The organism is Methanosarcina sp. MTP4 (assembly GCF_000970045.1).
GTDB lineage: Archaea > Halobacteriota > Methanosarcinia > Methanosarcinales > Methanosarcinaceae > MTP4.
This window is the reverse complement of record NZ_CP009505.1, coordinates 602,355-626,548: the sequence shown is the minus strand read 5'-3', so window position 1 is coordinate 626,548 and position 24,194 is coordinate 602,355. Positions and strand designations below refer to the sequence as shown.

Annotated in this window: 25 protein-coding genes and 1 pseudogene; 13 read left to right on the top strand and 13 right to left on the bottom strand. The window is 47.4% G+C overall.

Annotated elements, in window-relative coordinates; all coding sequences use genetic code 11:
• The first annotated feature begins 98 nt into the window (after nucleotides 1-98).
• Nucleotides 99-953 (top strand): CBS domain-containing protein, encoded by an 855-nt coding sequence (locus MSMTP_RS02805; RefSeq protein WP_048177685.1) that lies wholly within the window; start codon nucleotides 99-101, stop codon nucleotides 951-953.
• Nucleotides 954-1,050: 97 nt separating this feature from the next.
• Nucleotides 1,051-1,737, top strand: coding sequence for a 2,5-diamino-6-(ribosylamino)-4(3H)-pyrimidinone 5'-phosphate reductase (locus MSMTP_RS02800; RefSeq protein ID WP_048177683.1), 687 nt, complete (start codon nucleotides 1,051-1,053; stop codon nucleotides 1,735-1,737).
• A 56-nt stretch (nucleotides 1,738-1,793) separates the two neighbouring features.
• Here the strand turns inward: MSMTP_RS02800 and MSMTP_RS02795 are convergent, their stop codons facing one another.
• On the bottom strand, nucleotides 1,794-2,510 hold the full coding sequence (locus tag MSMTP_RS02795) for a YkgJ family cysteine cluster protein (protein ID WP_048182552.1): 717 nt from the start codon (nucleotides 2,508-2,510) through the stop codon (nucleotides 1,794-1,796).
• Between the two features lie 394 nt (nucleotides 2,511-2,904).
• Here MSMTP_RS02795 and MSMTP_RS18875 point away from each other — a divergent pair, with 394 nt between their 5' ends.
• Complete coding sequence (locus tag MSMTP_RS18875; RefSeq protein WP_197076174.1) at nucleotides 2,905-3,078, top strand: DUF5350 domain-containing protein; 174 nt, start codon at nucleotides 2,905-2,907, stop codon at nucleotides 3,076-3,078.
• A 439-nt stretch (nucleotides 3,079-3,517) separates the two neighbouring features.
• Here MSMTP_RS18875 and crcB (MSMTP_RS02790) read toward each other — a convergent pair whose 3' ends face one another.
• From crcB (MSMTP_RS02790) to MSMTP_RS02775, 4 genes are all read right to left on the bottom strand, one after another.
• The gene (gene crcB, locus MSMTP_RS02790; protein WP_048177682.1) at nucleotides 3,518-3,886 is read right to left on the bottom strand and encodes a fluoride efflux transporter CrcB; all 369 of its coding nucleotides are present in this window, start codon (nucleotides 3,884-3,886) and stop codon (nucleotides 3,518-3,520) included.
• Between the two features lies 1 nt (nucleotide 3,887).
• On the bottom strand, nucleotides 3,888-4,268 hold the full coding sequence (crcB, locus tag MSMTP_RS02785; protein WP_048177681.1) for a fluoride efflux transporter CrcB: 381 nt from the start codon (nucleotides 4,266-4,268) through the stop codon (nucleotides 3,888-3,890).
• Between the two features lie 196 nt (nucleotides 4,269-4,464).
• Entirely contained in the window at nucleotides 4,465-5,658 is a 1,194-nt protein-coding gene (locus MSMTP_RS02780; RefSeq protein WP_048177679.1) for a molybdopterin molybdotransferase MoeA, read from the bottom strand.
• A 27-nt stretch (nucleotides 5,659-5,685) separates the two neighbouring features.
• Nucleotides 5,686-5,979 carry a ubiquitin-like small modifier protein 1 gene (locus MSMTP_RS02775; RefSeq protein WP_048177676.1) on the bottom strand — a complete coding sequence of 98 codons (294 nt, stop codon included), beginning with the start codon at nucleotides 5,977-5,979 and terminating at the stop codon, nucleotides 5,686-5,688.
• Between the two features lie 197 nt (nucleotides 5,980-6,176).
• On the opposite strand from MSMTP_RS02775, the gene MSMTP_RS02770 reads away from it, so the two are divergent.
• Both MSMTP_RS02770 and MSMTP_RS02765 read left to right on the top strand, forming a co-directional pair.
• Nucleotides 6,177-6,860, top strand: coding sequence for an HPP family protein (locus tag MSMTP_RS02770; protein ID WP_156153652.1), 684 nt, complete (start codon nucleotides 6,177-6,179; stop codon nucleotides 6,858-6,860).
• Nucleotides 6,861-7,005: 145 nt separating this feature from the next.
• On the top strand, nucleotides 7,006-8,133 hold the full coding sequence (locus tag MSMTP_RS02765) for a cation:proton antiporter (protein ID WP_231582899.1): 1,128 nt from the start codon (nucleotides 7,006-7,008) through the stop codon (nucleotides 8,131-8,133).
• A 28-nt stretch (nucleotides 8,134-8,161) separates the two neighbouring features.
• Here MSMTP_RS02765 and MSMTP_RS20300 read toward each other — a convergent pair.
• A pseudogene (locus tag MSMTP_RS20300) lies at nucleotides 8,162-8,484 on the bottom strand (mechanosensitive ion channel domain-containing protein).
• A gap of 481 nt (nucleotides 8,485-8,965) precedes the next feature.
• Nucleotides 8,966-11,791, bottom strand: coding sequence for a cation-translocating P-type ATPase (locus MSMTP_RS18310; RefSeq protein WP_048177672.1), 2,826 nt, complete (start codon nucleotides 11,789-11,791; stop codon nucleotides 8,966-8,968).
• A gap of 127 nt (nucleotides 11,792-11,918) precedes the next feature.
• Here MSMTP_RS18310 and MSMTP_RS02750 point away from each other — a divergent pair, with 127 nt between their 5' ends.
• The 3 genes from MSMTP_RS02750 to MSMTP_RS02740 all read left to right on the top strand — a co-directional run bounded on the left by MSMTP_RS02750 (nucleotide 11,919) and on the right by MSMTP_RS02740 (nucleotide 13,739).
• Nucleotides 11,919-12,755, top strand: coding sequence for an undecaprenyl-diphosphate phosphatase (locus MSMTP_RS02750; protein WP_048177670.1), 837 nt, complete (start codon nucleotides 11,919-11,921; stop codon nucleotides 12,753-12,755).
• A gap of 456 nt (nucleotides 12,756-13,211) precedes the next feature.
• Entirely contained in the window at nucleotides 13,212-13,430 is a 219-nt protein-coding gene (locus MSMTP_RS02745; RefSeq protein ID WP_048177668.1) for a hypothetical protein, read from the top strand.
• Between the two features lie 42 nt (nucleotides 13,431-13,472).
• On the top strand, nucleotides 13,473-13,739 hold the full coding sequence (locus MSMTP_RS02740) for a DUF3303 domain-containing protein (protein WP_048177666.1): 267 nt from the start codon (nucleotides 13,473-13,475) through the stop codon (nucleotides 13,737-13,739).
• A gap of 229 nt (nucleotides 13,740-13,968) precedes the next feature.
• Here the strand turns inward: MSMTP_RS02740 and MSMTP_RS02735 are convergent, their stop codons facing one another.
• Nucleotides 13,969-15,399, bottom strand: a complete 1,431-nt coding sequence (locus MSMTP_RS02735) for an aldehyde dehydrogenase (protein ID WP_048177665.1) — start codon at nucleotides 15,397-15,399, stop codon at nucleotides 13,969-13,971.
• Nucleotides 15,400-15,921: 522 nt separating this feature from the next.
• Between MSMTP_RS02735 and MSMTP_RS02730 the strand changes: the two genes are divergently transcribed.
• Nucleotides 15,922-16,278: a helix-turn-helix transcriptional regulator gene (locus MSMTP_RS02730; RefSeq protein WP_048177663.1), complete on the top strand. Its 357-nt coding sequence runs from the start codon at nucleotides 15,922-15,924 to the stop codon at nucleotides 16,276-16,278.
• Between the two features lie 93 nt (nucleotides 16,279-16,371).
• On the opposite strand, the gene nikR is transcribed toward MSMTP_RS02730, so the two are convergent.
• The 3 genes from nikR to MSMTP_RS18870 all read right to left on the bottom strand — a co-directional run bounded on the left by nikR (nucleotide 16,372) and on the right by MSMTP_RS18870 (nucleotide 19,111).
• Complete coding sequence (gene nikR / locus MSMTP_RS02725) at nucleotides 16,372-16,794, bottom strand: nickel-responsive transcriptional regulator NikR (RefSeq protein WP_048177662.1); 423 nt, start codon at nucleotides 16,792-16,794, stop codon at nucleotides 16,372-16,374.
• Between the two features lie 380 nt (nucleotides 16,795-17,174).
• Complete coding sequence (gene ftsA / locus MSMTP_RS02720) at nucleotides 17,175-18,527, bottom strand: coenzyme F390 synthetase (protein WP_197076173.1); 1,353 nt, start codon at nucleotides 18,525-18,527, stop codon at nucleotides 17,175-17,177.
• Between the two features lie 221 nt (nucleotides 18,528-18,748).
• A complete protein-coding gene (locus MSMTP_RS18870; protein WP_156153650.1) occupies nucleotides 18,749-19,111 on the bottom strand; it encodes a hypothetical protein in 363 nt (120 codons plus the stop codon).
• Here MSMTP_RS18870 and MSMTP_RS02715 point away from each other — a divergent pair.
• The 4 genes from MSMTP_RS02715 (at nucleotide 19,110) to MSMTP_RS02700 (ending at nucleotide 22,977) form a co-directional block, all read left to right on the top strand.
• Entirely contained in the window at nucleotides 19,110-19,592 is a 483-nt protein-coding gene (locus MSMTP_RS02715) for a hypothetical protein (protein ID WP_156153649.1), read from the top strand. The genes MSMTP_RS18870 and MSMTP_RS02715 overlap by 2 nt on opposite strands.
• Nucleotides 19,593-19,886: 294 nt before the next feature.
• Nucleotides 19,887-21,602, top strand: coding sequence for a CotH kinase family protein (locus tag MSMTP_RS02710; protein ID WP_197076126.1), 1,716 nt, complete (start codon nucleotides 19,887-19,889; stop codon nucleotides 21,600-21,602).
• Entirely contained in the window at nucleotides 21,599-22,396 is a 798-nt protein-coding gene (locus MSMTP_RS02705) for a polyphosphate polymerase domain-containing protein (protein WP_048182546.1), read from the top strand. Before MSMTP_RS02710 ends, MSMTP_RS02705 begins: the two co-directional genes overlap by 4 nt.
• Nucleotides 22,390-22,977: a DUF4956 domain-containing protein gene (locus MSMTP_RS02700; RefSeq protein ID WP_048177658.1), complete on the top strand. Its 588-nt coding sequence runs from the start codon at nucleotides 22,390-22,392 to the stop codon at nucleotides 22,975-22,977. The genes MSMTP_RS02705 and MSMTP_RS02700 overlap by 7 nt, the downstream gene beginning before the upstream one ends.
• A 371-nt stretch (nucleotides 22,978-23,348) precedes the next feature.
• Here the strand turns inward: MSMTP_RS02700 and MSMTP_RS02695 are convergent, their stop codons facing one another.
• Nucleotides 23,349-23,762, bottom strand: coding sequence for an LIM domain-containing protein (locus tag MSMTP_RS02695; protein WP_048177656.1), 414 nt, complete (start codon nucleotides 23,760-23,762; stop codon nucleotides 23,349-23,351).
• A 94-nt stretch (nucleotides 23,763-23,856) separates the two neighbouring features.
• Nucleotides 23,857-24,186 (bottom strand): carboxymuconolactone decarboxylase family protein, encoded by a 330-nt coding sequence (locus MSMTP_RS02690; RefSeq protein WP_048177654.1) that lies wholly within the window; start codon nucleotides 24,184-24,186, stop codon nucleotides 23,857-23,859.
• Between the last annotated feature and the right edge of the window lie 8 nt (nucleotides 24,187-24,194).

The following is a 24,194-nucleotide window of genomic DNA, read 5'->3' as shown; positions in this document are numbered from 1 at the left end:
AAACCGGAAGCCTGTACAATCAGGATAGAGTTGTTTTTAAACAAAAAGGGTATCCAGGAAAAAATCCAGGATCATACGACAACAAAGGTGTAGATGAGATGCCAAAAAACATTTTCATTGAAGATATCATGGTGAGGGACGTTGCATGTGCAACCCTTCCCGGTTCCAGAGACGAGGTTCTTAAAATCCTGAAGAACAAACAAATCTCAGGGGTACCCGTGCTCAAGGACTCGAAGGTAGTCGGGCTTGTAACCAGAAGTAACATTCTGCGCAATCCCGAAGAGGAGCAGCTGGCCCTCCTCATGACTAGAGACCCTATCACCATCACCCCGGAGTCGGACCTGCAAACCGCTGCCCGTCTGCTCCTTGAACACAGGATTCGGAGGTTACCTGTGGTCGATGACGGAAAACTCGTCGGGCTTGTTACGGTGTCAGACGTAATCGGCACCATTGCCGACATGAACATCGAGTCTCCTATCAAGGACTATGTTGACAAGAAGGTAGTTGCAGCTTACAGTGAAACGCCTTTACCTGTCATCGCCAGGATCATGGAACTCGCAGGTGTCAAGGCAGCCCCGATGCTTGACGGAAACCTGGAACTCGTGGGGATTATATCGGACAGGGACGTCGTGAGCGCCAGCGTAATCGAAGACAGTGTAGAGGTGTCTGACATGTCAGCAGGTTCGGACGACGACGCCTGGACCTGGGAATCCATGCGCGACACCATGAGTATTTACTACAGCGTTTCCAGGATCAAAGTCCCGAACCTCATCGCAAAAGACGTGATGATCCGGGAACCGATTACTGCCACATACATAACTTCGGTAAGCGACTGTGCAAGGAAGATGAAACGGAACAGGATCGACCAGATTCCCATCATCAACTCCAACAGGAAACTGCAGGGGCTCCTGAGGGACCGCGACCTCCTGAAACCACTGATTGACGCCGAATAAAGCTTTTTCAAAAGGGGCAAAATCAGAAATGCCCCCAAAAGGAGGCAATTAATCCAAAAATGCCTCCTCCTAATTACTTTTTTAAGGAGCACATGTCATGGACAGACCTTTTATTTTTATTAATTCCGCAATGTCCGCAGACGGTAAGCTCTCGACAAAAGAGCGCAAACAGGTCCGTATCTCAGGAAAACAGGATTTTGAACGGGTGGACGAACTCCGGGCGCAGGCAGACGCCATCATGGTCGGAATAGGAACCGTGCTTGCAGATGACCCGAGCCTCACCGTAAAATCCCCGGAGAGAAAAGCCACTAGGAAAGCCGAAGGAAGAGACGAAAATCCGGTAAGGATCGTCGTAGACAGTTCCGCCAGGACCCCTCTTGACGCAGATATTTTCAGGAAAGGAGAGGGAAAGAGGATCATTGCCGTTTCAAAGTCAGCCCCTTCCGAGAAAGTAAGGGATCTCGAAAAAAAGGCAAGGGTCATCAAAACCGGTGAAGAACGGGTAGACCTCCCCGAACTTGCCAGGGAATTGAAAAAAATAGGGATCGATACCCTGATGGTAGAAGGCGGTGCTACCCTGAACTGGGGAATGCTTTCCGCATGCCTTGTGGACGAAATCTATACTTTTGCAGGAAACGTCATTATAGGAGGAAAAGCTGCCCCTACCTTCGCAGATGGGGAAGGATTTACGGAAGCCGAACTCCTGAAACTTGAACTGCTCTCGGCAGAGCCGATAGAAGAAGGTGTCCTCCTGAAGTGGAAAGTCAAAGGAAAAAGGAACTGAAGTTTAGGTAAATCAAGTTTTCCTTCTTCAATTCAACTTTTTTGATAAGGAGTCAGTCAAGCCTCTCCGGAGTGCAGCGTGTGCTTTTCAAACCGGCCCTCATAGTACACGAAAACCTCTATTTCGACCTCACCTTTCCGGAATTCTCGAATCCTTTTATCATAGGTTCTCTGGACATGTTTCAGGCCGTTTTTCTCGAAGTGGGCCTGAACGGCTTTGAAGAAATCAATCAACTGCAGGAGGTAGGCTTTTTCATAAGCTTTCGTCTCCCGAACGACGGCTTCACATTCGGAATCATCAAGCTCCGAGTGATAGCTCCCGTGCTCGTTCAGGCCGCTAATCTGCCGCCAGTCGACATTTCCCGTTTCGTCTGCCTCCTTGTGGAGCATGTAGGGATAGACCCTGCAGATTGAGGGACGCTTCCCATAAATTTTGCAGCGTTTGTTTTCGAGAAAGATGCAGGAACCGTCGGCTTTTGTTTTCAGCGCATAGCCCGAGACGTAAAACCGGCCTTTCTGGTCGCAAAACTCATAGTAGGGAGCAGGTTCGAGAGCTGCAGGATCGATTTCTTTTATTACAGCTGCATCGGAGTCGAGCAGGAAGACGTGGTCGTTGAACTCCTTCGTACAGCAGCGAGCGCAAAGTTCGCATTTGAAGCCCAATTCTTTGACGATGCAGGCAAAATCAGAGTCCGGATAAGTCCTCAAGCCCTCAAGATCTTTTTTAGCTTCGGCAAGCTCAGTTTCAAGGTATTTGTTTATTACGCTGACCACCTTTTTCAAAAAATTGTCATCAGGAATATCTTAGCAAAAACTTCTCATAAGGAGATACCTGCCCTCATTTTCGGCAAATCTCCGCAACATTTAATTACTAGCATTTCTTTTTATGATAGACCCAATGCTTGATAACATTTATATTTTCGCAATTTCAGGCTTGCAACGGAGAATCACAAATTTTCTTCAATATCATTAATTATAGAGATATATTAGAGATATATAATCGAATCAAGACACTTATATTGCCAGAGAAACGCTGATGAGATTTCAAAACCCGCGGCTCTCGGAAGCTGGGAGCAATAAAGTGCAACAGGTTACGAAAAAACCATCACCAGATCCGAAAATAATCGGGTCCGGAATAAATCCAGATTAAAAATTAAGAGGCATGATAATGGGCAAAACCGGCAGCATTGAATGGATAAAGGCAAAAGGCAGAAAAGGCAGAGTAATCAAGATCGAAAAGTCAAAGGCACACAAGGCACACCCAGGGCCTGCACAGCGCTTCACTTCCTCCGGGCACAAGAGGCGCTTCATGAGAAGGTCCCCGAAAGCCCTTGTTAAGTGATTTTAAGGGCTTTACCCTTACACTTTTTTTGACTTTTCAATATATTACTTCATTTTTTTTCGGGAATTGGATTTCGGTTACTTGATTTGTTATTGATTTTACACTACTAGCAGTTACTGGATTTCAGTTGTTTATTTTTACGCTAACTTAATGTTCAGCCCTAGCTCTGCTTACAACCGTAACTTTGCCAACAGACATAAAACTCAGCTTACAAGGCATAACCTTTGACAACAGACATAAAACTCAGCTTACAAGGCATAACCTTTGACAACAGACATAAAACTCAGCTTACAAGGCATAACCTTTGACAACAGACATAAAACTCAGCTTACAAGGCATAACCTTTGACAACAGACATACACTCAGCTTACAAGGCATAACCTTTGACAACAGACATAACTCGGCCATATCCCCGTACTTACCGGACCTGAATTTAAAATCACACATTAAGAACCATGTATGCAACACTCACACCTGCCAGGCAGAGCGTGACATTCAGGAAGATATTCAGGAAAAAAGAGAGGTTTTCACCTTCTTCGAGGAGCCGGAAGGTTTCATAGGCAAAGGTGGAGAAAGTTGTGAAGGAGCCTAGCATTCCGATATTCACCAGATAGACCATGGACTCAGGTTCGGAGGAAAGAGTCAGGAGCGCGAGGACGATGCTTCCCAGAATATTTACCGTCAGGGTTCCTGCGGGGATGCTCCTTATTTTCGGGACCCGGCTTGAAACCGTATATCTGAGGGATGCCCCGATGAAGCCTCCGGCACCAACAAGGAGGAGTTTTCCCAGAACCGGCGGGAAAAACAACTCAGATCCTCCGACTTGAAATTGATTTTATTACGCTTCTGCCAAGGAAAACCCCTGTAAGGGTCAAAAGAAGGTTTAGGCTGATGTTACCCATTGCAGGAAGAAAGGTCATCCCGAAAGACTGGACTGCAAAGGTGGAAAAAGTGGTAAATGCCCCCATAAACCCGGTCCCAAAAGCGATTTTTCCTTTTGGCCCTATGAACCCCAGGTATTCCGTGTCGTACATGATCATTCCAAGCATGAAACTCCCGAGTACGTTTACCGAAAGGACCCCTAACTCCGCATCAACAAGTTCGCAGAGCAGGAACCGGCACACTGCACCCAGAAACCCTCCGGCTCCTATAAGAAACATCTTGTCCGTATCTTTTTCCAGAAAGGGCATTATCTTCACTTTTGAAGGTTATAGTTCTTCCATAGGTTGTAACTCTTCCTGCATATTATGGTTTTGTGTATAAAATTTTATCTATAGGCAGTAGGAAACCGGATTGACCTTTTCCTGCACCGTTGAGTTTTAGGAAAGAACTTCATATCCCACATAAGGCACCAATCAAAAAAATTATTGAGGATGAAAGCCGAAATCATTCGATCAAAAAGACGGAAACTTCCTCACCAGCTTCATAGCCTTCCACATTTTCGGGCACGAGTACATAGCCGTCGGCTTTTGCAACAGAACTCAGGACCCCTGCCCCGGCACCCATCAAAGGTCTTACACGGTCTCCTTCGAAGACTACCCGCACGAAACTAACATACCCGATTCTGGAACTGAGCTTTGCAGCCAGGCACATTTTCAGAACAGTGTCCGGAATTTCAGGAATTGCCCCGCATTTCCTCAGCCCGGGCCTTGCAAAGAAGTACAGGGCGACAAGCCCGGCTACAGGATAGCCGGGGAGGCAGACAATGGGGACCTCGCCTATGACCCCTAAAGCTGCAGGTTTTCCGGGAACGCTTCCTACCCCGTGTACCAGCAGCTTCCCGAGAGATTCAACTACCTGTGGAGCATGGTCCCGCTTTCCCACTGAAGTTCCCCCGCATATTAGGACCATATCCCCATCCAGGCTGGCTTTTACGGCATCTGCAATCTTTTCCGGGTCGTCGGGCACGATTTTGGTGCAGCGGGGGATTCCCCCCCACTTTTCAACATAAAGAGCCGCCATCAGGCCGTTTGTTTCGAGCACCATTCCCGGAGGTGGGACTTCCAGGGTGTTTTCCCGACTAACGAGTTCGTCGCCCGTGGGAATGATCGTAACTACCGGTTTTCTAAGGACCCTAACATCACTAAAGCCCAGGGATGCGAGAACTGAAGCGTCACAGGGACGCAGGAAATGTCCCTTTTCAAAGATCAGGTCACCTATTTTTACGTCTTCCCCCACCATTCCGATGTTCCTGTTAGGATAGACCTGAGCCCTGGCTTCGACCATATCGCCTACAACCACCGTATCCTCAACCATGAGCACGGCATCGGCTTCGTCAGGCACGGCTGTCCCAGTATGCACCCAGATGCAGGTCCCTTCCCCTACATTCTCCGAAAGCTGCAGCAACACGGGATTAGAAGGGGTCGCTCCCAGGGTATCGGAAGCCCTGACTGCGTATCCGTCCATCGCTGAACGCCGGTAATGAGGCACGTTTCGCTCTGCGATTACAACCTCTGCCAGCACCCTGCCTGCACAGGCTTCAAGAGGCACTTCTTCAGACTCACGAATCGGAGAGATATTTTCAAGAAAAAGTTTTCTGGCTTCCCCGACAGGGGTCCGCTCCCTGAATATTTTGCCCATACTCTTCAAGCACTCCTTAAAGGTAAATCAGCCTCCAGAAACCGGGGGCAAGACTGCTATTTCATCGGCCTCGGACAGAAGAGTATCGAGCCCTTCCAGGTGCCGGACATTGTTTCCGTTGATAAGGACATTTATGTATCCGCAAAGGGCAGGGTTTTCACTTTCATCTTCCGCCTCTTCAAAAATGAGGTCTTTTAGCCCGGGGAATTTTTCCGTGAGAGATAAAAGAATATCAAGCACTTTTTCTCCGGAGAGCTGCAACTCAGGGGTCCCGGCAGCCTCCCGCAAATTTGCAAATAATTTGATTTTAACCTCAGCCATGAGGTAGACTATTTCATTCTATCCCTTAAATATACCTATGTATAAGAGGAACGGGAAACCCTGAGAAAGGAACAGAACAGAAAGGAGAAAAACGGAAAAAGACAGATATCCACGCGCTTCAAACAAAAGTGCATACCCGGAACAAAAGGTCATAAGAAAGAAAACAAATATTATAATTGGGCAGGGGGCTTGTCAGGGTGAAATTTTCGGGAGGAAAGAGAGAATCGGAGGAAAAAGAACCGGGGGGAGAGAAGCTTATGGAAAATTACGGCATCTTCGGGGCCAAAGGATCGGAAATTCCCAAAAATCAAGCGGGTAAAAATAAAGAGGAGCCAGGATCTAAAAAAGAGCCGAATTTTAAAGAAGGGCAGAATTTTGTCAGAGGCTCAAAAGACATAGACCCCCCGGGTAGACTGGATACCAATCCTCTGGAGTGCAAAAGCTGTGCGGAAATAAAGATAGGAGAAATCATGACCCGAAACGTGGTCATAGCCCATGAAGACGCCCTGCTTGAAGAAATCTTCGCCCTTTTTGAAAAACATTCCTACCACACTCTACCCATTCTGAATTCCGAAAAAAAGCTTGTGGGAATCATTAACCAGGACATAGTCCTTGAAATCCTGCTCTTTTCCCAGATTCCGCGGGCGAAACATACACACCTTGCTGCAGTCAGGTCCCTGGGAGTACACGCAAAAGACATTATGATTACCCACCCCATGACCATAACTCCGGATTCCAGTCTAACATATGCCGCAGACCTGATGATGAAACACCGTTTTGACCGGGTCTGCATAACTGAGGATGAAAAACTTGTAGGGATCATATCCAAGAGGGATATCATAAAAGAAGTAAGCAAAAGAATTTCTCTGGAAAAAGGATAAGAGACGAAGATAGAAAAACGATGGAATCAAAAACATTGAATCAAAAAATGGAATAAAAAACATTATGGAATGAAAGGGGAAAATAAATAGCGGGGGTCAACAAACAATTAGCGCTTTATTACAGGTACTGTTTCTCCTGTTTGCCGTGAAAGTCTTAGGAGAAGTATTTGAGCGGGCAGGAGTCCCTGCAATCCTGGGAGAAATCCTTTCCGGAGTAGCATTAGGAATCCTCTTTCTGGATGTCGATCTTGAAGTAATCTCTTTTTTTGCCGAACTCGGAGCTATCTTCCTGCTCTTCACTGCCGGTTATAAGGAAGTTCACCTGAAGGACCTGAAATCCGCCTCAAAAACCGCCCTGGTCCCAACCCTCACCCAGATAGTCCTTGCCTTTGCCTTTGGCTTCGGGATAGGCAGGCTCTTTTCTTTCGGGCTCCTGGAAAGCCTCTTTATGGCTGTTGCCTTCAGCCCGACCAGTATAGGAGTGGTGGTCCGGACTCTTATTGACTTCGATTATCTTTCCAGCAGGCCTGGAATGGTAATGCTTTCCTCGGCAATCCTGGACGACATCATCGGGATCTTTCTCCTCTCCATCGTGGTCACCTTCGCCCGCTTAAACCATATACCTCCGGCTGCCCAGATCCTCCTGCTTGCAGGGAAAATCCTGGCATTCCTTGTAATCATGTACTTGCTCGGACATTACCTGCTCCCCCGCCTCTTCAAGCGCGTCCAGCAGATGCATGCAAAAGAAGCCATCTTTGCCTTCGTGGTCATGGTAGCCCTTTTTTCCGCCTACCTTGCAGAACTCTTTGAACTCCATGCCGTCATAGGGGCTTTCGTAGGCGGCATCATGATCTCGGAAATTCCCCTTGCAAAACTTGAGGACGTCCAGAGCAAAGTCAGCGGGCTTGCCCACGGAATATTGATTCCCCTCTTTTTTGCCTTCATTGGCTATTCAATTGACCTGTCAGCCCTTGAAGGAAACGGGCTTTTCACCCTGCTGGTAACCCTTGCTGCCCTTTCGGGAAAACTAATTGGGGGCTTTTTGGGGTCGAAAGCCGTGGGGTTCGATTTCTACGACAGCCTTATCTTCGGGATAGGCGTAATGCCGCGGGCAGGGGTCGAACTGGTCGTGCTCTCAATAGGGAGGGAACTGGGAATCATTAGCCACGAGGTTTTTTCAGCTATCGTGATAATGGTTGCAGCATCAATAATAGTGTCCCCGGTCTGTTTGAAGTGGGCAATTCTGAAGAAGAAAAATACTTACGGAGATTAATCAGCCGCCCTGTTGATCAGGTACCCCGTTAATCAGGCACCCCATCAGCATCCTTATCAAAGAGCAGCCAGCCGGAAGAATCTATTTTCCCGTTTGGCAGTACAACAATAGTCCCTTCATCGGTTTTTATCCGAGTCTTTCTGAGGGTAACGTTGATGATCTCCCCCTATACTTCATCGTCTCGACCCTGTCCCCGATGTTAAACTGATGATCAGAGAGAAGAAAAAGCCCAGCCACGGCGTCGGCAAGAATTTCCTTTACAGCCAGGGCAAAAGTGGCAGCTATTATGACCGAGCCCCCTATGATGGGTTTCAAAAGCTCCCCGAGATTAAGCTCCGACACAACACACATTATTGCGATGAACCAGAGAACATAAACCACAGCTCGACTCAAAATGTTCTGGACGTCCCGGGGGATATCGGTTCTGCTTAAAAATTCCTTTATAATACTCTTGACCCAGCTGATGAAAAAAAAGGAAAACACTAACAACACTAATACTTCAAAATAAGGTATAAACCCTACCTGCAGAAAGTTCGAAACCTCCATTTCAACCACCTCAGTTACCGGAATTTCCGGTTTTTAGACCAAATGATATCTTTGCCTGAGCACGGACATCCGAACGCTCAGGAAAACTAAGTGCTCAGAAAGCATTACCCAGAGAGCATTACTCAGGAAAACACCTGAAAAGATTTCATTTCAACATATTGTACATAGAAAAATATATAAAACTTTTCAAAATGTTTGCTTTAGGAATCCCTCAGGAAAAATCAGCGTAAAGGAATGTAGTTCCCACCTGAGTTCATTTGTAGCATCTTTTAGCCTGTACAGCCAATCATTTGTACCGCCTGGAGCGCAGAAACTTCATAAGTTCCATGGAAATCAATGTGGTCGAAGCCAGAGGCAGGATTACTCCCCACTCGGCAAGTGAGAGAGGCACGGTCCTGAAAGCTGTCTGCAGGACCGGGGTATATATTACCAGGAGCTGGAGGATCAGTGTGATTCCTATGGCATAGATAAGGGGTTTGTTTGTGAAGAGCCCCAGAGCAAAAACCGAATACCTGTCCGAGCGCCAGTTAAAGGCGTTGAACATCTCGGACAGGACCAGCAGGGTAAATATAAGGGTCTGGAGCTTTTCAAGGGAAAAACCACTTTCAAGAGCCCATATAAGGACTAAAAGAGCCTGGACAGCAATCAAAACCCCTATTCCCACACCTGCAGTTATTTCCCGCCGGGTGATAAGGCCCTCTTCGACGTTTCTTGGTTTCTGTCTCATGAGGCCCCTGTCGGGAGGTTCCACGGAAAGAGCCATTGGAGGCAGCCCGTCTGTTATCAGGTTGATCCAGAGGATCTGCACGGCTATCAGGGGGAGGATTTGCCAGCCCAGGACTGCGGCAAGGACGATCAGGACTTCCCCGAGATGGGTTGTCAGGCCGTAGGTGATGAAGTTTTTAATATTTTTGAATATGTTTCGCCCTTCTTCGACTGCGGAGACAATCGAAGCGAAATTGTCGTCAGTCAGGATCATGCTCGCGGCTTCTTTGCTCACGTCGGTGCCTGTTATGCCCATGGCAATACCCATGTCCGCAGCTTTCAGGGCAGGAGCGTCGTTTACCCCGTCCCCGGTCATGGCTACCACATAGCCTTTCTTCTTAAAAGCTTCCACGACCCGGAGTTTATGAGTCGGGTATACCCTTGCATAGACCAAGACTTGCTCTACCATATCTTCAAATTCATTGTCCTCAATTCGGTCCAGTTCGGTTCCGGTGAGGGCAAGGTCCCCTTCACTGAAAATTCCGAGTTCCCGGGCAACAGCAGAGGCCGTGACCTTATGGTCTCCTGTGATCATTACGGTCTTGATGCCGGCACTCGCACAGGTCCTGATTGCTGCCTTCGCTTCTTCCCGCGGAGGGTCTCGCATCCCCATAAGCCCCACAAAGACCATTTCAGACTCTACCTCCTCCAGAGGGATTTCTTCTTCAAGGCCACGGTAAGCAACAGCAATAACCCTGAGAGCCTGATCCCCCATGTCCCCAACGATATCAAGGATTTCCTGCCTGAGTTCGGGAGTTAAAGGTCTCTCCACGCCCTCAAAAAAAGTTTTCGTACAGGAATCGAGGATTACTTCAGGGGCTCCTTTGGAATAGGCTACGAGCCTCCCCGATTCCCCGGCCCCGGAAGAACTATCGGAACTGATGGAAGTAGCTTCATTTGAATTGGGAATGGAAGTGGAAGTGGAGACTGAATTAGAGACTGAATTGGAAGTTAGATAGGGAGTTGACCTGGAGACTGAATCGGAAGTGAAATTAGAGACTGAATTGGGAGTCGAATTGAGAGTGGTCATCCTCTTGCTCTCAGAAGAAAAAGGGATCTCCTCCACCCGGGGGTATTTTTTTTCAAGTTCCCCTTTTCGAAGCCCGACTTTAGCTGCCGCGACAACAAGGGCGGCTTCTGTTGGGTCCCCTTTAATCTCCCAGGAACCTTCGTTTTTGACAAGGTCCGCATCGTTGCAGAGGGCACCTGCAAGCAGCAGCCTCCTGAGGTGAGGTTCGTCCCCGGATACCGGAGCAGAACCGCCTCCTCCGAAAAATTCTCCGGAGGGCTCGTACCCACTGCCTGTGACTTTCAGTTTCTGTCCGTTCACATAGACCCTTTCAACCGTCATTTTGTTCTGGGTAAGGGTCCCGGTCTTGTCCGAACAGATAACATTGGTTGCTCCCAGGGTCTCCACGGAAGGAAGCTTCCTCACAAGGGCGTTCCTTTTGACCATACGCCGGACCCCAAGCCCCAGCCCCACAGCCACAACCGCAGGGAGGGCTTCGGGAATTGCGGCAACAGCAAGGGCAACTCCCCAGAGGAACATGTCAAAAAGGGGAAAACCGCTGAGAATCCCAAGGACTGCGACAAAAGACACCACCACAAGAGTTGCAGCGCCAATCCACCTACCGAAACGGTCAAGACTTTCCTGCAAAGGAGTCCTTGACCTCTCGATTGTTCCCAAAAGCTTTGCAAGACTCCCGAAAGCCGTACTCATGCCTGTTGCCGTGACCAGGGCTTTACCCCTGCCGTAAGTCACAGCCGTGCCCGTGTAGACCATGTTTGTCCTGTCAACTTCAGGCGTTTCGAGAGGCAAGGCCCCGGTATTCTTAAGGACGGGCAGGGACTCCCCGGTCAGGGCAGCCTCGTCAACTCTGAGGTTAAAAGCCTCTACAAGCCTTGCATCTGCAGGGATGCGGTCGCCCGCCTGGAGCAGGATAAGGTCTCCGGGCACAAGGGTCCTTGAAGGAATTTTCTGATCATGCCCATCCCTTATTACCAGGGCTTCGGGGGCTGTAAGGGACTTGAGGAGTTCTATTGCCTTTTCTGCCCGGTATTCCTGAAAGAAACCAAGGACCCCCGCCAAAAAGACCGTAAACATAATCACGACTGCGTCAACAAGTTCACCAAGAACGGCGGAGACGAGGGCTGCAGCTATAAGGATCAGGATCAAAATGCTTTTGAACTGAACGAGGAAGAGCTTCATGACTGAAATTTGTTCTTCCTCTTCAAGCTCGTTATTCCCGAATTCCAGAAGCCTTTTTTCGGCCTCCTCGAAGCTCAAACCTGCCTCTGAAGATCCAAGTGCTTCAAAAACAGAGCCCTTTTCCTGATCGTAATGCACCCTGACAACTCCCTCCCCGGCTGCTTGGAATAAAGCTTCACTTTAATATCAACGAAGCTTTAATCTATAATCTATTTATGAAATAAGACGGGTTAATATATATACCGGCCAGACATATCGACAATACATGTTAACATTTTTTGAAGCTGTTGTACTCGGAACCATTCAGGGGATCGCGGAATGGCTGCCTGTAAGCAGTGAGGGGATGACATCCCTCGTTCTAATAAACTTTTTTGGGAAATCACTTTCGGAAGCAATCCCAATTGCCATATGGTTGCACCTGGGTACCCTCCTGGCAGCTCTTGTCTATTTTAAAGATGATGTAATTTTAATTACTAAAAGGCTCCCTGAATATTTTACAGGGATTGTTTCCCGGAAAAGGATTCAGGAGATACCTGATTCCGAACCAGCCGGAGCCGGGGAAGACCTTCTGATAAGCTTTCTTATAATATCCACTTTCCTGACAGGGGTAATCGGGCTTCCAATCATGCTTTATATTACGGAAAAAACCGAAATATCGGGGGAAGGCGCAACTGCCGCAGTAGGGGTATTTTTAATATTGACCGGCCTTTTCCAGCGGCTTTCGGCAGGTGCAAAAAACCCAAAAAAAGAGCCAGGGATGCAAGACGCCCTGTTCACAGGTATAGCTCAGGGTTTTGCCGCATTCCCCGGGATCAGCCGGTCGGGAATTACGGTAGCAGCCCTTCTCTTCAGGAAATTTGATTCTGAAAAAGCTCTTAAGCTAAGTTTTTTAATGAGTATTCCGGCAGTCCTTGCTTCCGAGATAGGAATAGGGATTATGGGCCTTCTTGTTGTAGATCTGAACTCACTTCTTGCAGTAATTTTTTCGTTTATTTTCGGGCTGCTGACGATAAACATCTTATTAAAAGTCGCTCGAAAAGTTGATTTTTCCTATTTCTGCATGATTCTCGGCTTCATGAGTGTCCTGCCTCTCTTTTTATGAACAAGACTCAGCCCGGGGAAATTAATCAAGTGCCTTTTTCACCGGCTTTCCTTTGAACTCGCCAGCTTTCTCCTGAACAAATACACAGGACCCCTGGGGAAAGAAGGAGAGAGCTTTTTGAAATATTCATCCGAAAATGCACATTATCCAGAAATGTGTGTGATCCAGAAATGTGTGTGATCCAGAAATGTGTGTGATCCAGAAATGTGTGTGATCCAGAAATGTGTGTGATCCAGAAATGTGTGTGATCCAGAATAAAAATCCCGGGATGATCGTTAGTCCCGCGGCCACAGGCTCTTCCATCCTTAGAAACTCTGCGAGCAATCATTAAGAAATTTTTTAGAACTAACAATTATATAGGCTAAGGGCTGATATTATAATGTAAATTACCTGCGGAACTTATTTCCACAGGAAAGCCTGTCTAACCGGGTTTATCATTCATACTCAGAGGGGTTTTTGGGGGATGATAAACTGCAGGAAGGCAACAAAATATTTAAAAAACTTTTAAAAAAGGTCGCATTTGACCGGCCTTTTGGGGCTCAGATGCCGCATACCTGCTCCGGCAGAGCGGTTACAGGGGGAAGCAATACTGTTTTTCACTGGAGCGGAGCCCATAAAAAATATGGAAACCTGGGAGCGGTAAAGCGCTGCCTGAGCTTCCAGGTCAGGGGGTAGTTGGCAGCATTCGTGTAACAAAGAAAATGGAGTGGTTAAAAGATGTTGTTTTTGGACATTAGTACCTGGGATCCGGCGGAACGCGATAAAGTTATGGAACACTTCAAGAAGCTTGAAGTTCCTGATGGAATTGATATCATCAACCAGTGGATTGACCTTTCCGGCAACCGTTACTTCGTTCTCTATGAAGCGGAAAGTGCAGAAGCCTACGGAGCCTTCAACCTGCCCTGGACTGATATCTGTATAATCGACAGCGTACCTGTTATGGAAGCTGCCGAGTTCATGCAGCTCCTGCCCAAGTACAAGTAAGTTCTCCAGGCATTTCACACAGGTACCGCATAACTTTTACGAATACCGGTTTCTGCAGATAGAGATACCGTAAGGCGTCGAACCCTGCAGAAACTGAAAATGGGCATAAAACCAGAATTTCGGTTTAATTTAAACTCAGTTTAATTTCGATGGACCCGGCCTTTGAGACCGGTTCATCGGAGAAGCTTTCTTTTTTGACAATTTTTCCTCTTCCAGGTCCAGGTCCCGATCAGGTCCTGATCATCACGGTTTTGCTTTCCAGATAGTCCGAAAGAGCGTAAGGTCCGTTTTCCCTGCCAAGCCCGCTTTCCTTCGTGCCGCCGAAAGGAAGTTCCGGGGCAACCTTGAGGTGCTGGTTAACCCAGACCGTACCTGCTTTGAGTTGTTCGTATGCCTGCCGGACCCTATCGATGTTCTTTGTCCAGACGGATGCCCCTAGCCCATACCTTGTCCTGTTTGCCTCTTCAATTGCTTCGTCCAGGTTCTGTACCCTGACAACCGGAAGCACGGGCCCGAAGACCTCTTCTGTCAGAAGCCGCGAATCCGGGGAAACCTCACTTATCAGGGTAGGCTCAAAGAAATAACCGTCACTGTAACCCCCCCCTGCAGGGACCTTTCCGCCTGTAAGGATTTTACCTTCCCCGCGCTCTTCCACACCCCTGACAAGTTCCGCAACGTAGTTCCGCTGCCCCTCATTGTTAAGGGGCCCCATATCGATTCCGTCCAGCATGCCATTTCCCACTCTCAGGCTGCGGACCCTTCTTTCAAGTAGCCCGAGGAATTCCTCTGCGATCCCTTCGAAAAGATAGAGCCTTTTTACCGCCGTACAGGTCTGCCCGCAGTTGTAAAACCTGCCCCTGAGAACCCCGTCCACTGCAGTTTCAAGCTCTGCGTCGTCACAGACGATCATGGGGTCACTTCCCCCCAGTTCCAGGGTCAGCCTCTTCAGGGTGGGCGCCGCAAGGGCTGCAACGCGTTTCCCGGTCCCTGACTCCCCGGTAAAGGAAAGTTTCCTGATGTCCGGGTGCCCGGCAATTGCCTCTCCAACAACTGAGCCAGGCCCGGTTACAAGGTTCAGCACCCCGGCAGGGAGCCCCGCTTCCCCCAGGAGGAATGCAAGCTTCAGGTTCGTAAGCGGGGTAGAACTTGCAGGCTTCAGAACCACAGTGTTGCCCGATACGAGGGCAGGCCCGAGCTTCCAGCCCATGATCAGGGCAGGCATGTTCCAGGGAATGATTGCCGCACAGACCCCCAGGGGCTCATTGAGGGTAAAGGAATAACCATTCCCCGGCCCCTGGATAAACTCCCCTTTCAGCGTACTTGCCAGCCCGCAGTAGTATTCTAACACCGAAGCAAAGCCCCGGATCTCGTTCCTGGCTTCAGGAAGGGGTTTTCCCTGTTCCGAGGTAAGGAGCAAGGCCAGTTCTTCCCCACGTTCCCGCACAAGCCCCGCAGCCCTGTAAAAGAACCTTGCCCTTTCCTGCGGGGAAAGAGACGCCCAGGAACCGCAAGCCCTGCCGGCAGCCTCAACCGCGGCATCCACGTCTTCCCTGCAGCCAGCCGGCGCACTATCGACCAGTTTTCCTGTTGCAGGGTTCCGGACATCCATATATTCCGAACTGCAGGAATCTTCATTCTTTCCGTTTATCCACATTTTCATGATATCATCATCCGTGGTTTTCTAATCCCTGAATATAGAGTAATCATTAAATTCCGGGCTTTTATACGCGGCGCCCGCAGGAAGAAACTACTTGCCGCAAAACTTCCTGCCCGATTTCAACATATGATTCCACTGCACCATTTCAATATACAGCTTCACATATTCCCGACGTCAATATACGATTTCACTGTACAATTACAATAAACCTCAATGCATAACTTTAACGTATAACTCAAACGTATAACCTCAATGCATAACTTTAACGTATAACTCAAACGTATAACCTCAATGCATAACTTTAACGTATAACTCCAATGTACAACTTCTCTTGCAAACCCTTCACCGAGGGATTCCGATTCAAAAACATTAAATATCTTAAAATCGGACAAATAGATAACTGTCAATTTATTAACATATAAATTATTTAAATTACCAGTGAAATGATATTTAAAAAAATAATATTTAGAAAGAGATTTGTTTAAAAAATACTTTTACCCTAATCAGTATTATTAAGTGGAATAAATGTCTGAAAAAAAGCTTATCGAAGTCAGAAACTCGTACGCCCTTCCAGAAGATGTACTGGACGCCGTACATGAAGCAATGAGCGAAGATATGGGGGAACTCGTTAGCCTGTTCAAGGTGCTCGCAGACCCTACCCGCCTCCGGATACTCAAAGCCCTGGAGATCCAGAGCCTTTGCGTATGCGTCCTTGTGGAAAATACGGATCAGAAGCATTCCGCTCTGTCCTATCACCTCAAGCTCTTAAAAGAAGCGGAGCTCGTGGACTCCAGGAGAGAACGCAGTTTCCAGATTTACGAACTCACGGAATTCGGGAGCACGCTCTTGAAATCCATTGAAAAACATTTTGAAAAGAGTTAAAGGCTAAAAGTAAAAGACTAAAAGTAAAAGGCAAAAAGTAAAAGGTAAAGCCAGAAAAAGGCAAAAATTAAAAAATAGAAATTGAAAAGGCATTCAGATATTTTCACTGGATGCCACTGTAGTAAGTTTTGAGAACTTTACACCTTTTAGGGACATGATAGCTTCGGCAAGTTCCTTGATATCTTCTCCGTCTCCGTCCAGCACTATTACTTCGAAACAGTTGTCATGGTCCAGGTGGATATGCACCGAAGACTTGATAAGATGGGTGTAGTGGTGCTGGATGTCGGCAAGGGCATTGGAAAGCCCGCGCTTTGTGTGGTCGTAAATTACAGAGACGGTTCCGACACGATGACCTTTGATATCTCCCATCCATTCATAGTAGGAAATGTAGTTCCTGATGGCATCCCTTATGCCTTCAGAACGGGATGAATAGCCTCTCTTATCAATAATCTCATCAAATTTATTCAAAAGGGTGTCGGGGAGGGAAACCCCTATCCTCATAAGTTCTTTTTCCATCGTATCACCATTACTGTCGGATTTATGCAAGAAAATACTAGAAGTTATTATACTTAATAATACTTTAACTTATCATACTTAATATAATATATGTTTTTTTCACAGAACAATTAAGATAATAAAGTTATTTTTGTGGGTTATTTCAATTTCCTGTAATATTAATGTTTGGGATTTATTAATAATTATATATTAAGAAGTCAAACCGAGATATATACTCAAAATTAAAAGAATCACTGTAAAAAGATTATATATTTGAAATTATAGAGGGTTTTTCAGGAAGGGACCAGTCACCCCCGAAAAAACAAGCTGAAACGCTTCAGGGAAAGAGGTTTCAAAAAAGGCACCTCGGGAAAGCTGCCCCGGGAAGCAAATCATTTTTCTCACCTGCGGTCCACAAGCCTTTTTGGCCTGCCCTTAATCTTATGCAGTTCCAGCCCTTTGTGGCCTGTGAAATTGAAAAGGATCTTGAAAAAACCCTCATCATACGCCCGGGATAATAACAGCCTGTACTGCAGGAAAGCCCTAAGGAAATTTTCCTTAATAAAGTCCCTGTCACAGGTCTCCGGGTTCTCGCACTCCATGCTGACCCTGAGCGTAACTTCTCCTTCGTCCTCGTCCCCATAGAGAAAAGCTTCGTATTCCCCTGTAAGATAGTCCATATTCCCGCGCTGGAAGACCCCCCTTTCCACATCGACCCGGTTAAAGGGAGTGTTTGCCACCCAGACCGTCTCGGCTTCCCTCTGGGGAGTCATGATTTTCATATGCGTCCGCCCGCAGGGGCAAGGGTTCCGGGTGATCACCACAGTTGTGTCCTCGGTATCGTAGTTTAAGAGAAGGTTCCCCGCCTTTGCGCCCACAGGCAGAAGGGTGCTCAGGACAACTCGTCCGCATTCCCCGTCAGGCACAAAATTTTCGATCCTGGGGTCATAGACGTCCATATGGACCATATCTTCGGGCACGTGTAGCCCCGAAATTTCACTGCACTCCCCGCACATGGTCCCTTCCGTGCTCCCATAAATGTTGTAGACCGGACAGCCCCAGATTTCCGCAAGGTAATTCCGTGACTCTTCGGCAAAAGCCTCTCCCCCTACCACCAGCTTCTCGATACCCGATTCCTGGGGTTCAAGCCCCTCAGCCCGCATCCGCCGGGCAAGGTTCAGGAGTTTGAAGACACTTCCCACGATACCTGTCGGCCTGTAGGATTCGATGACCCTCAGGGGAAAAGTGCACTTGCCTTCCGGGATAATTGCCATACCGATCTGGCTTGCCGCAAGGGTCATGGTATTTGCCCCGACGTTCATCCCGTAGGAAGCACAGACCACGACCCGATCCCCGGAGCCGAAGCCCTGGGACGTAAAGATCCGGGCGTACTTTTCCGCATACCTTTCCCAGTCTTCCCAGGTCAAGAAAAAACCCTTTGGTGTCCCGCTGGTCCCGCTGGTTTCGTGGATGGTGAACACGTCTTTCCAGTCCACGCTCTTGAAAAGGAAAGAGTCGGTCTCAGGGGGCTGGTTTTCCCGGATGGTCTTTCCGGAGATAACGGGAAGCTCCAGGAGATCTTCATGGGCTTTGATATCCCCGGGCTTTACCCCGTGCCTTTCGAACCATTTCCTGTAAAAAGGAGAATTTTCGGCTGCGTATTTTACCGTGTAGCGCACGCGCTCTTCAATGAGAGCATCAAGCTCTCCTCTATCCATAGTTTCGATTTCCGGATTGTAGTAAGCCTGGCTGATCTTAAAACCCCCTGCAAGATATTTTCCCTGAATTCTATATGGGCAGTAACCGATATGAAACCCGGCCCTTGGCCACCGCTAAAGATGAGATATTTAAGAGGCAGTATGGCCTTGATAAGCACTAAAACCTTTATTAAAGATTAAATAGTCTATATAAGCTTAATTAAAGATTAATTAGTCCATATAAGCTTAATTAAAGTTTATTTTATAAATTTATGTCATTATCTGGTTTTATTTCTGTAAGTAACCTTATATCTAAGTCTGCCAATCTGGGGAATGTCAACCGGCAAGGAATTGTAGACCGGCGAAACCGCATCAGAAATATCAGAAACAGACCACCTATAAGACCAGGCAGAAATGTCTGGTCTGGAAAAAACATAAGGGTGAAAACACAGGAATCGAGATGATTGTATGAAGATTTCCGTTATGAAAATAATTTCCCTGATCTCAACTTTATTAATTTTATTCTGTACAGTCCCAGGTAGTGCGTTTGCTGAGGAAGGTAGAGAAGCCCCGCCCTTTGCTTCGGATGAAGAAAGCTTTGATGAAATGAAAAGCCGAATGGAGGAGTCTATCTCCAGCATGATAGAAAACCTGGAGGACTCGGAAGAGGATCTTGACGAGGACCTGGTTGATGAGGCCGAAGAACTCATTACGGAACTTGAGCAGTTACAGACAGACCTTGAAGACGTCGAAACGGAGTCCGAATTGCTTGAGATAAAGACCGAACTTGATTCTTTAATTGAGGAAGCCTCTGACGAGTTGAAGGCCGTGTTAGGATCTTTTGGACAGGGCGGACAGGGAATGAACTCTGGCCAGGGCCGTCCGGATGGTAACGGAGCTGAGCAGGGCACTGAAGACGGACCTGAAAGGGACTCATCGATGATGCAAAACAGGAGCCAGGCAAAAGATGGGAATGCAACAGAAGAAGACGGAGCACCTGAAGAAAGGAAAATGTCCAAGCAAAGCTCTGATGGGAATAAAGGAAATGCTGAAGAAACGGAGTCCGAAAGTACAGGTTTCTTTGGACAGCTCTTAAACAGCATAAAATCTCTTTTCGGCTGAGCTTCCAGGCTCAGTCCGTTTCAAGACTCAGTTTTCCATGTGTTCCGTGGTTTGACTGTCCACAGCAAATGTCTCCTCACACAAAAACACAATCGTTGTGAGTATAGAGCAATTTCCGTGCTTAGGGCTCGTCACAAAATAAATTGAGCATTTTATTTACAATGTAAAATTTCGATTGTTGACAATGATCTTGAAAATCAACACATTTCAATCGAAATGATGCATAGGTTGTTGCGTGACAGGCCATTAAATACTCCCCGGAACAACGGTGCAGGAATACCAGAGGAATTCACTATGAAAATATCACTACATAAAAACAAAAAATCAAAGGATAAAATAGTCAGGAGAAAACTTCAATTATGCGTTTTGGCGACCTGCACCTGTACGGTGTTATGCCTGCTTGCATGTGGATGCGCCTCTGTCGGAGATACCGATGAAACAAACCCCGGTGACACCGGACTGAACCGGTCCGCAGACTGGACAGAAGAAACACATGGAAATGACGCAGACCCGGACTATTCTGTCGTATTCCCCGATGACAGGGTAAATGAGATCACCATTTCCATAAGTCCGGAAAACTGGCAGATTATGCTTGATGACATGACCGCAGAATTTGGAGAATTTGGCGGATCTTCGACTGCTCAGGCAGGAATGGGGGAAAAACCACAGGATAACTTTGATTTTGATCCGGTCACAGTTGCGGCAGACATCACATTTAATGATACGGAATGGACCGATGTCGGCATCCGGTTCAAAGGGCAGTCAACCCTTGGAAATACCTGGAAGGACGCTTCGTATAAAATCTCATTCAAACTGAATTTTGACAAATTCGAAGATGAAAATCCCGACATTAAAAATCAACGGTTCTATGGATTTGACGAACTGAACCTGAAGAGCGGATTCGGGGACAGCTCACTGATGAGGGATAAAATTGCCCCGGAAATATTCAGTGATGCAGGAGTTGTCGCCCCTGATACTGCGTTTTACCGGGTGTATGTCGATTACGGAGACGGCCCCGTATACTTTGGCCTGTATACCATGATCGAGAGTGTTGAAGACACCCTTATTGAGACTTCCTTTACCAATGATTCCGGAAATGTGTACAAGCCTGAGGGAAGCGGAGCCACGTTTGCAGAAGGCACGTTTGACACAGAATATTTCGAAAAGAAAACGAACGAAGACGATGAAGACTGGAGCGATGTGGAAACATTGTATACCGTTCTCAATGACGACACCCGGACAACTGACCCCGAAGAATGGAGAGATAATCTGGAGGAGACCTTCAACGTTGATGGATTTATCCGATGGCTCGCCGTGAATACCGTGATCCAGAACTGGGACACCTACGGAATCTCAAGCAAGAATTACTATCTCTACACCAACCCATCAGACGGGATAATTAACTGGATCCCATGGGATAACAACGAGGCCCTCTCCGCGGGAAAAAATGCAGATACCATAGATAGGCAAGCAATGGAACGGCCGAACGGCGGGCAGACAAACACCAGCATCCCGGATTTTGGAGGAGATATGCAGCCACCTGAATGGGCCGAGGGTGAGGATACCCGGCCTCCCATGGGAGGAGACAGAATCATGGGTGGCCAGCGGATGGCCCCGCCGTTAGAAGACACGGATAATGCCGGTGGGATGCAGAACGGTGGTGGCCGGAGGGGAACGCCGCTTTCGCTCACTCTGGATGAGGTTGACGATTCCTGGCCGCTTATTCGCTACCTGATGGACGACCCTGTGTATCATGCAATGTACCTGGATGACCTTGAAGACGTTGTTACAACCGTCTTTGAACCGGAAGCGATGGAAACAACCTACCGGTTTAACCATGAGCTTATTGAGCCTTATGTCACCGGTGCGGAAGGGGAAACAGAAGGGTATTCCAATCTAAAGAGTTCGGACGAATTTGATGCCTCACTCAACGAGCTCATCGAACATGCAGATAGCCGGTATGATGCGGTTATGGCATATCTTTCCACACAAACAGGGGGGTCTTCATGATGAAGACATCCCCCACCCCTCTTTCTAGTCTCCCGGCAGAACTTGAACGGTTTGAAAAAATTACCCTTGAAGAACTAAAAAACTCAGATGCCCAACTCCTCAATAGAAAGGAGCGAAAATTCCTGATGACCCGGGCCCAGTTCTCAGAACTTCTTACCGGCCTTTCCGGGTCATACCGGGTGCTCGAGATTGACCATTCCAGAATGAGCAGGTATTCAACCGATTATTATGACACCGATTCATTCCTGACATATCTTCAGCACCACAACGGCAAAGCCAACCGCTTCAAACTGCGAGTCCGTCACTATCTCTCATCAGGGGACTCCTATCTTGAAATCAAAGAGAAACGAAACACCGGAAACACTATGAAGAGGCGTATCCCTGTAGAGGGCGATACCAAACTCTCAGAGCCGGCCCCGGAGGCATTCCTTTCGTCCGCATTTCCATATGACTACCGGGCGTTCCACCCGGTTCTTACGACCGATTACACGAGAGTCACCCTTGTTGCACGGGACCATCCCGAACGCATCACGTTTGATTTGGACCTCTCTTTCCAAACCGATGAATGCGAATATTCCTATCCGGATGTTGTTGTGGGAGAGATAAAACACAACTGCCCGCTGCGGCAGTCCCCTGCGGGTGCGTTACTGCATACTCTGGGAATCAGAAGTACCAGCTTTTCAAAATATTGCACCGGAATATCTCTTACCAGAACACAGGTGAAGCATAACCGTTTCAAGAAAAATCTGCTGCTCCTCGATAAACTCTCCAGAGGGGGCACCTGCATATGCTGAGCGATACAAACCTCATATTTGTCCTGGGTTTTTTCATCAATTTCCTGTTTGCGTTCATCATCATACGCTTCGTCTACTTCCCGCGGCAGAGTGAGCACACCTACCTCTTCACGTTCCTCGCCTTCAACACGGTGATCTACTTCATCATGGGGCTTTTCACCAGCGTGGAGCTCTCAATCGGGGCCGGGTTCGGGCTGTTTGCCCTTTTTTCTGTGCTGCGGTACAGAACAGAGACGGTCCCGATTCATGAGATGACATATCTCTTTCTCATGGTCGCTCTCCCTGTCCTGAACTCGATACTTATCAGTAGCGGCCAGTATGAGGAGCTGATTCTCACCAATGTGCTGATCACCGGAGTCATCTGGACCCTTGAGAATGGCTGGGGTTTTACCAGCCGGATGCGCAGCAAAGAGATTGTCTACGAAAAGATTGATCTGGTGCACCCGGATAAACAGGAAGAAATGCTCGCTGATATCCGGGAGAGAACCGGCCTCTATGTCGTACGGTTTGAGATTGGCAGGATCGATTATCTGCATGATACGGTGGATGGACGTATCTTCTATTTGGAAGAAGCAGAATAAGGTAGTGTCCCAAATTTTCTGTAAAATTATCTCTGCACCCTTTCACTCTCTATTTTGATTACTCTTCCATTACTAAATTCCTGATCGATAAGATAATCTCTAATAAGTGGTAATACATTGATCATTGACTCTGCATCCTGTTTTTTGTGTCCAAGAGAAAGAGGATACAGAGTCAATCATATTTTACAGAACTTTTGGTACACTGCCTAATAGATCAGGATTCAAGCGGTATTGAGTAAGAATCTCTTCATGTTCCATAGGTAGCTCTCAAATATTTCGAGTTTTATGTTGTATTAATTATAAAAAAAGTAAATGTTGAGTTTATACGAAAAATAACTCAGAAATTGAAGTAACTGGATAGTTACAAAAAATCAAACATTTTCCGGGTTTAAGCTGTCAAAAGGTACCAGGTATACTCCATCCGATCTTTTCTGTCCCTTTACAAGCTCACAATGCCTCAGGAGAGCGAACTGATTCTCGGCTTCCTGCGGAGAAATTTCAAACTTTTTTGCAAGATCTTCACGTTTTACCCCGCCTGTGGAGACGATGAGTTCATAAATGGCTTTTTGCAGGTCAGTCAGACCCTCCGCCCCTTCAAGCCCTGCTCCTTCCCTGAACATCTTTTTGGAACGCACTGCCCAGGGATCACAGGTCTTGATTTTATGGTGGGATTCTATGTAGCAGTCTTCACACAAAACCTTACCATCTTCTTCGATACTGTCTTCCCCTTCCAGTTCACAGCCGCAAACCCCGCAAATGACATGATCGGCTTTTTCTTCTGTCATCTAATATCACCACCCAGTTCTAAAATCCAGTGATTAGTGTAAACTAAAAAATCACTGGATTTTGAAATTGTTTATTTTTGAAATTGCTTATGTTTCAGACATTCAGTTCGTCAAGGGTCTCAAGGACAATCGTAGACCCATAAGCCACGGCAGGCCCGCCAGCCATCAATATGGTCGCGCCTACAACCTCCATGATTTCCTCACGGGTCGCGCCCATACTTACAGCTACCTGAATGTGTTTCCTAAGGCAGTTCTCACAGTGCAGGGCTATTGAAAGCCCAACCATCATTGTTTCTTTCGTTTTGGCGCTGAGAGCCCCGTCTTTGGCGACTTCGCCATGAAGTCCCATAAGTGCGTTCATTACTTCCGGGATCTGTTCAGCTAGAGCTGCCATTCTTTCGTCTATATCAACTTTTTCTGACATTTCACCAC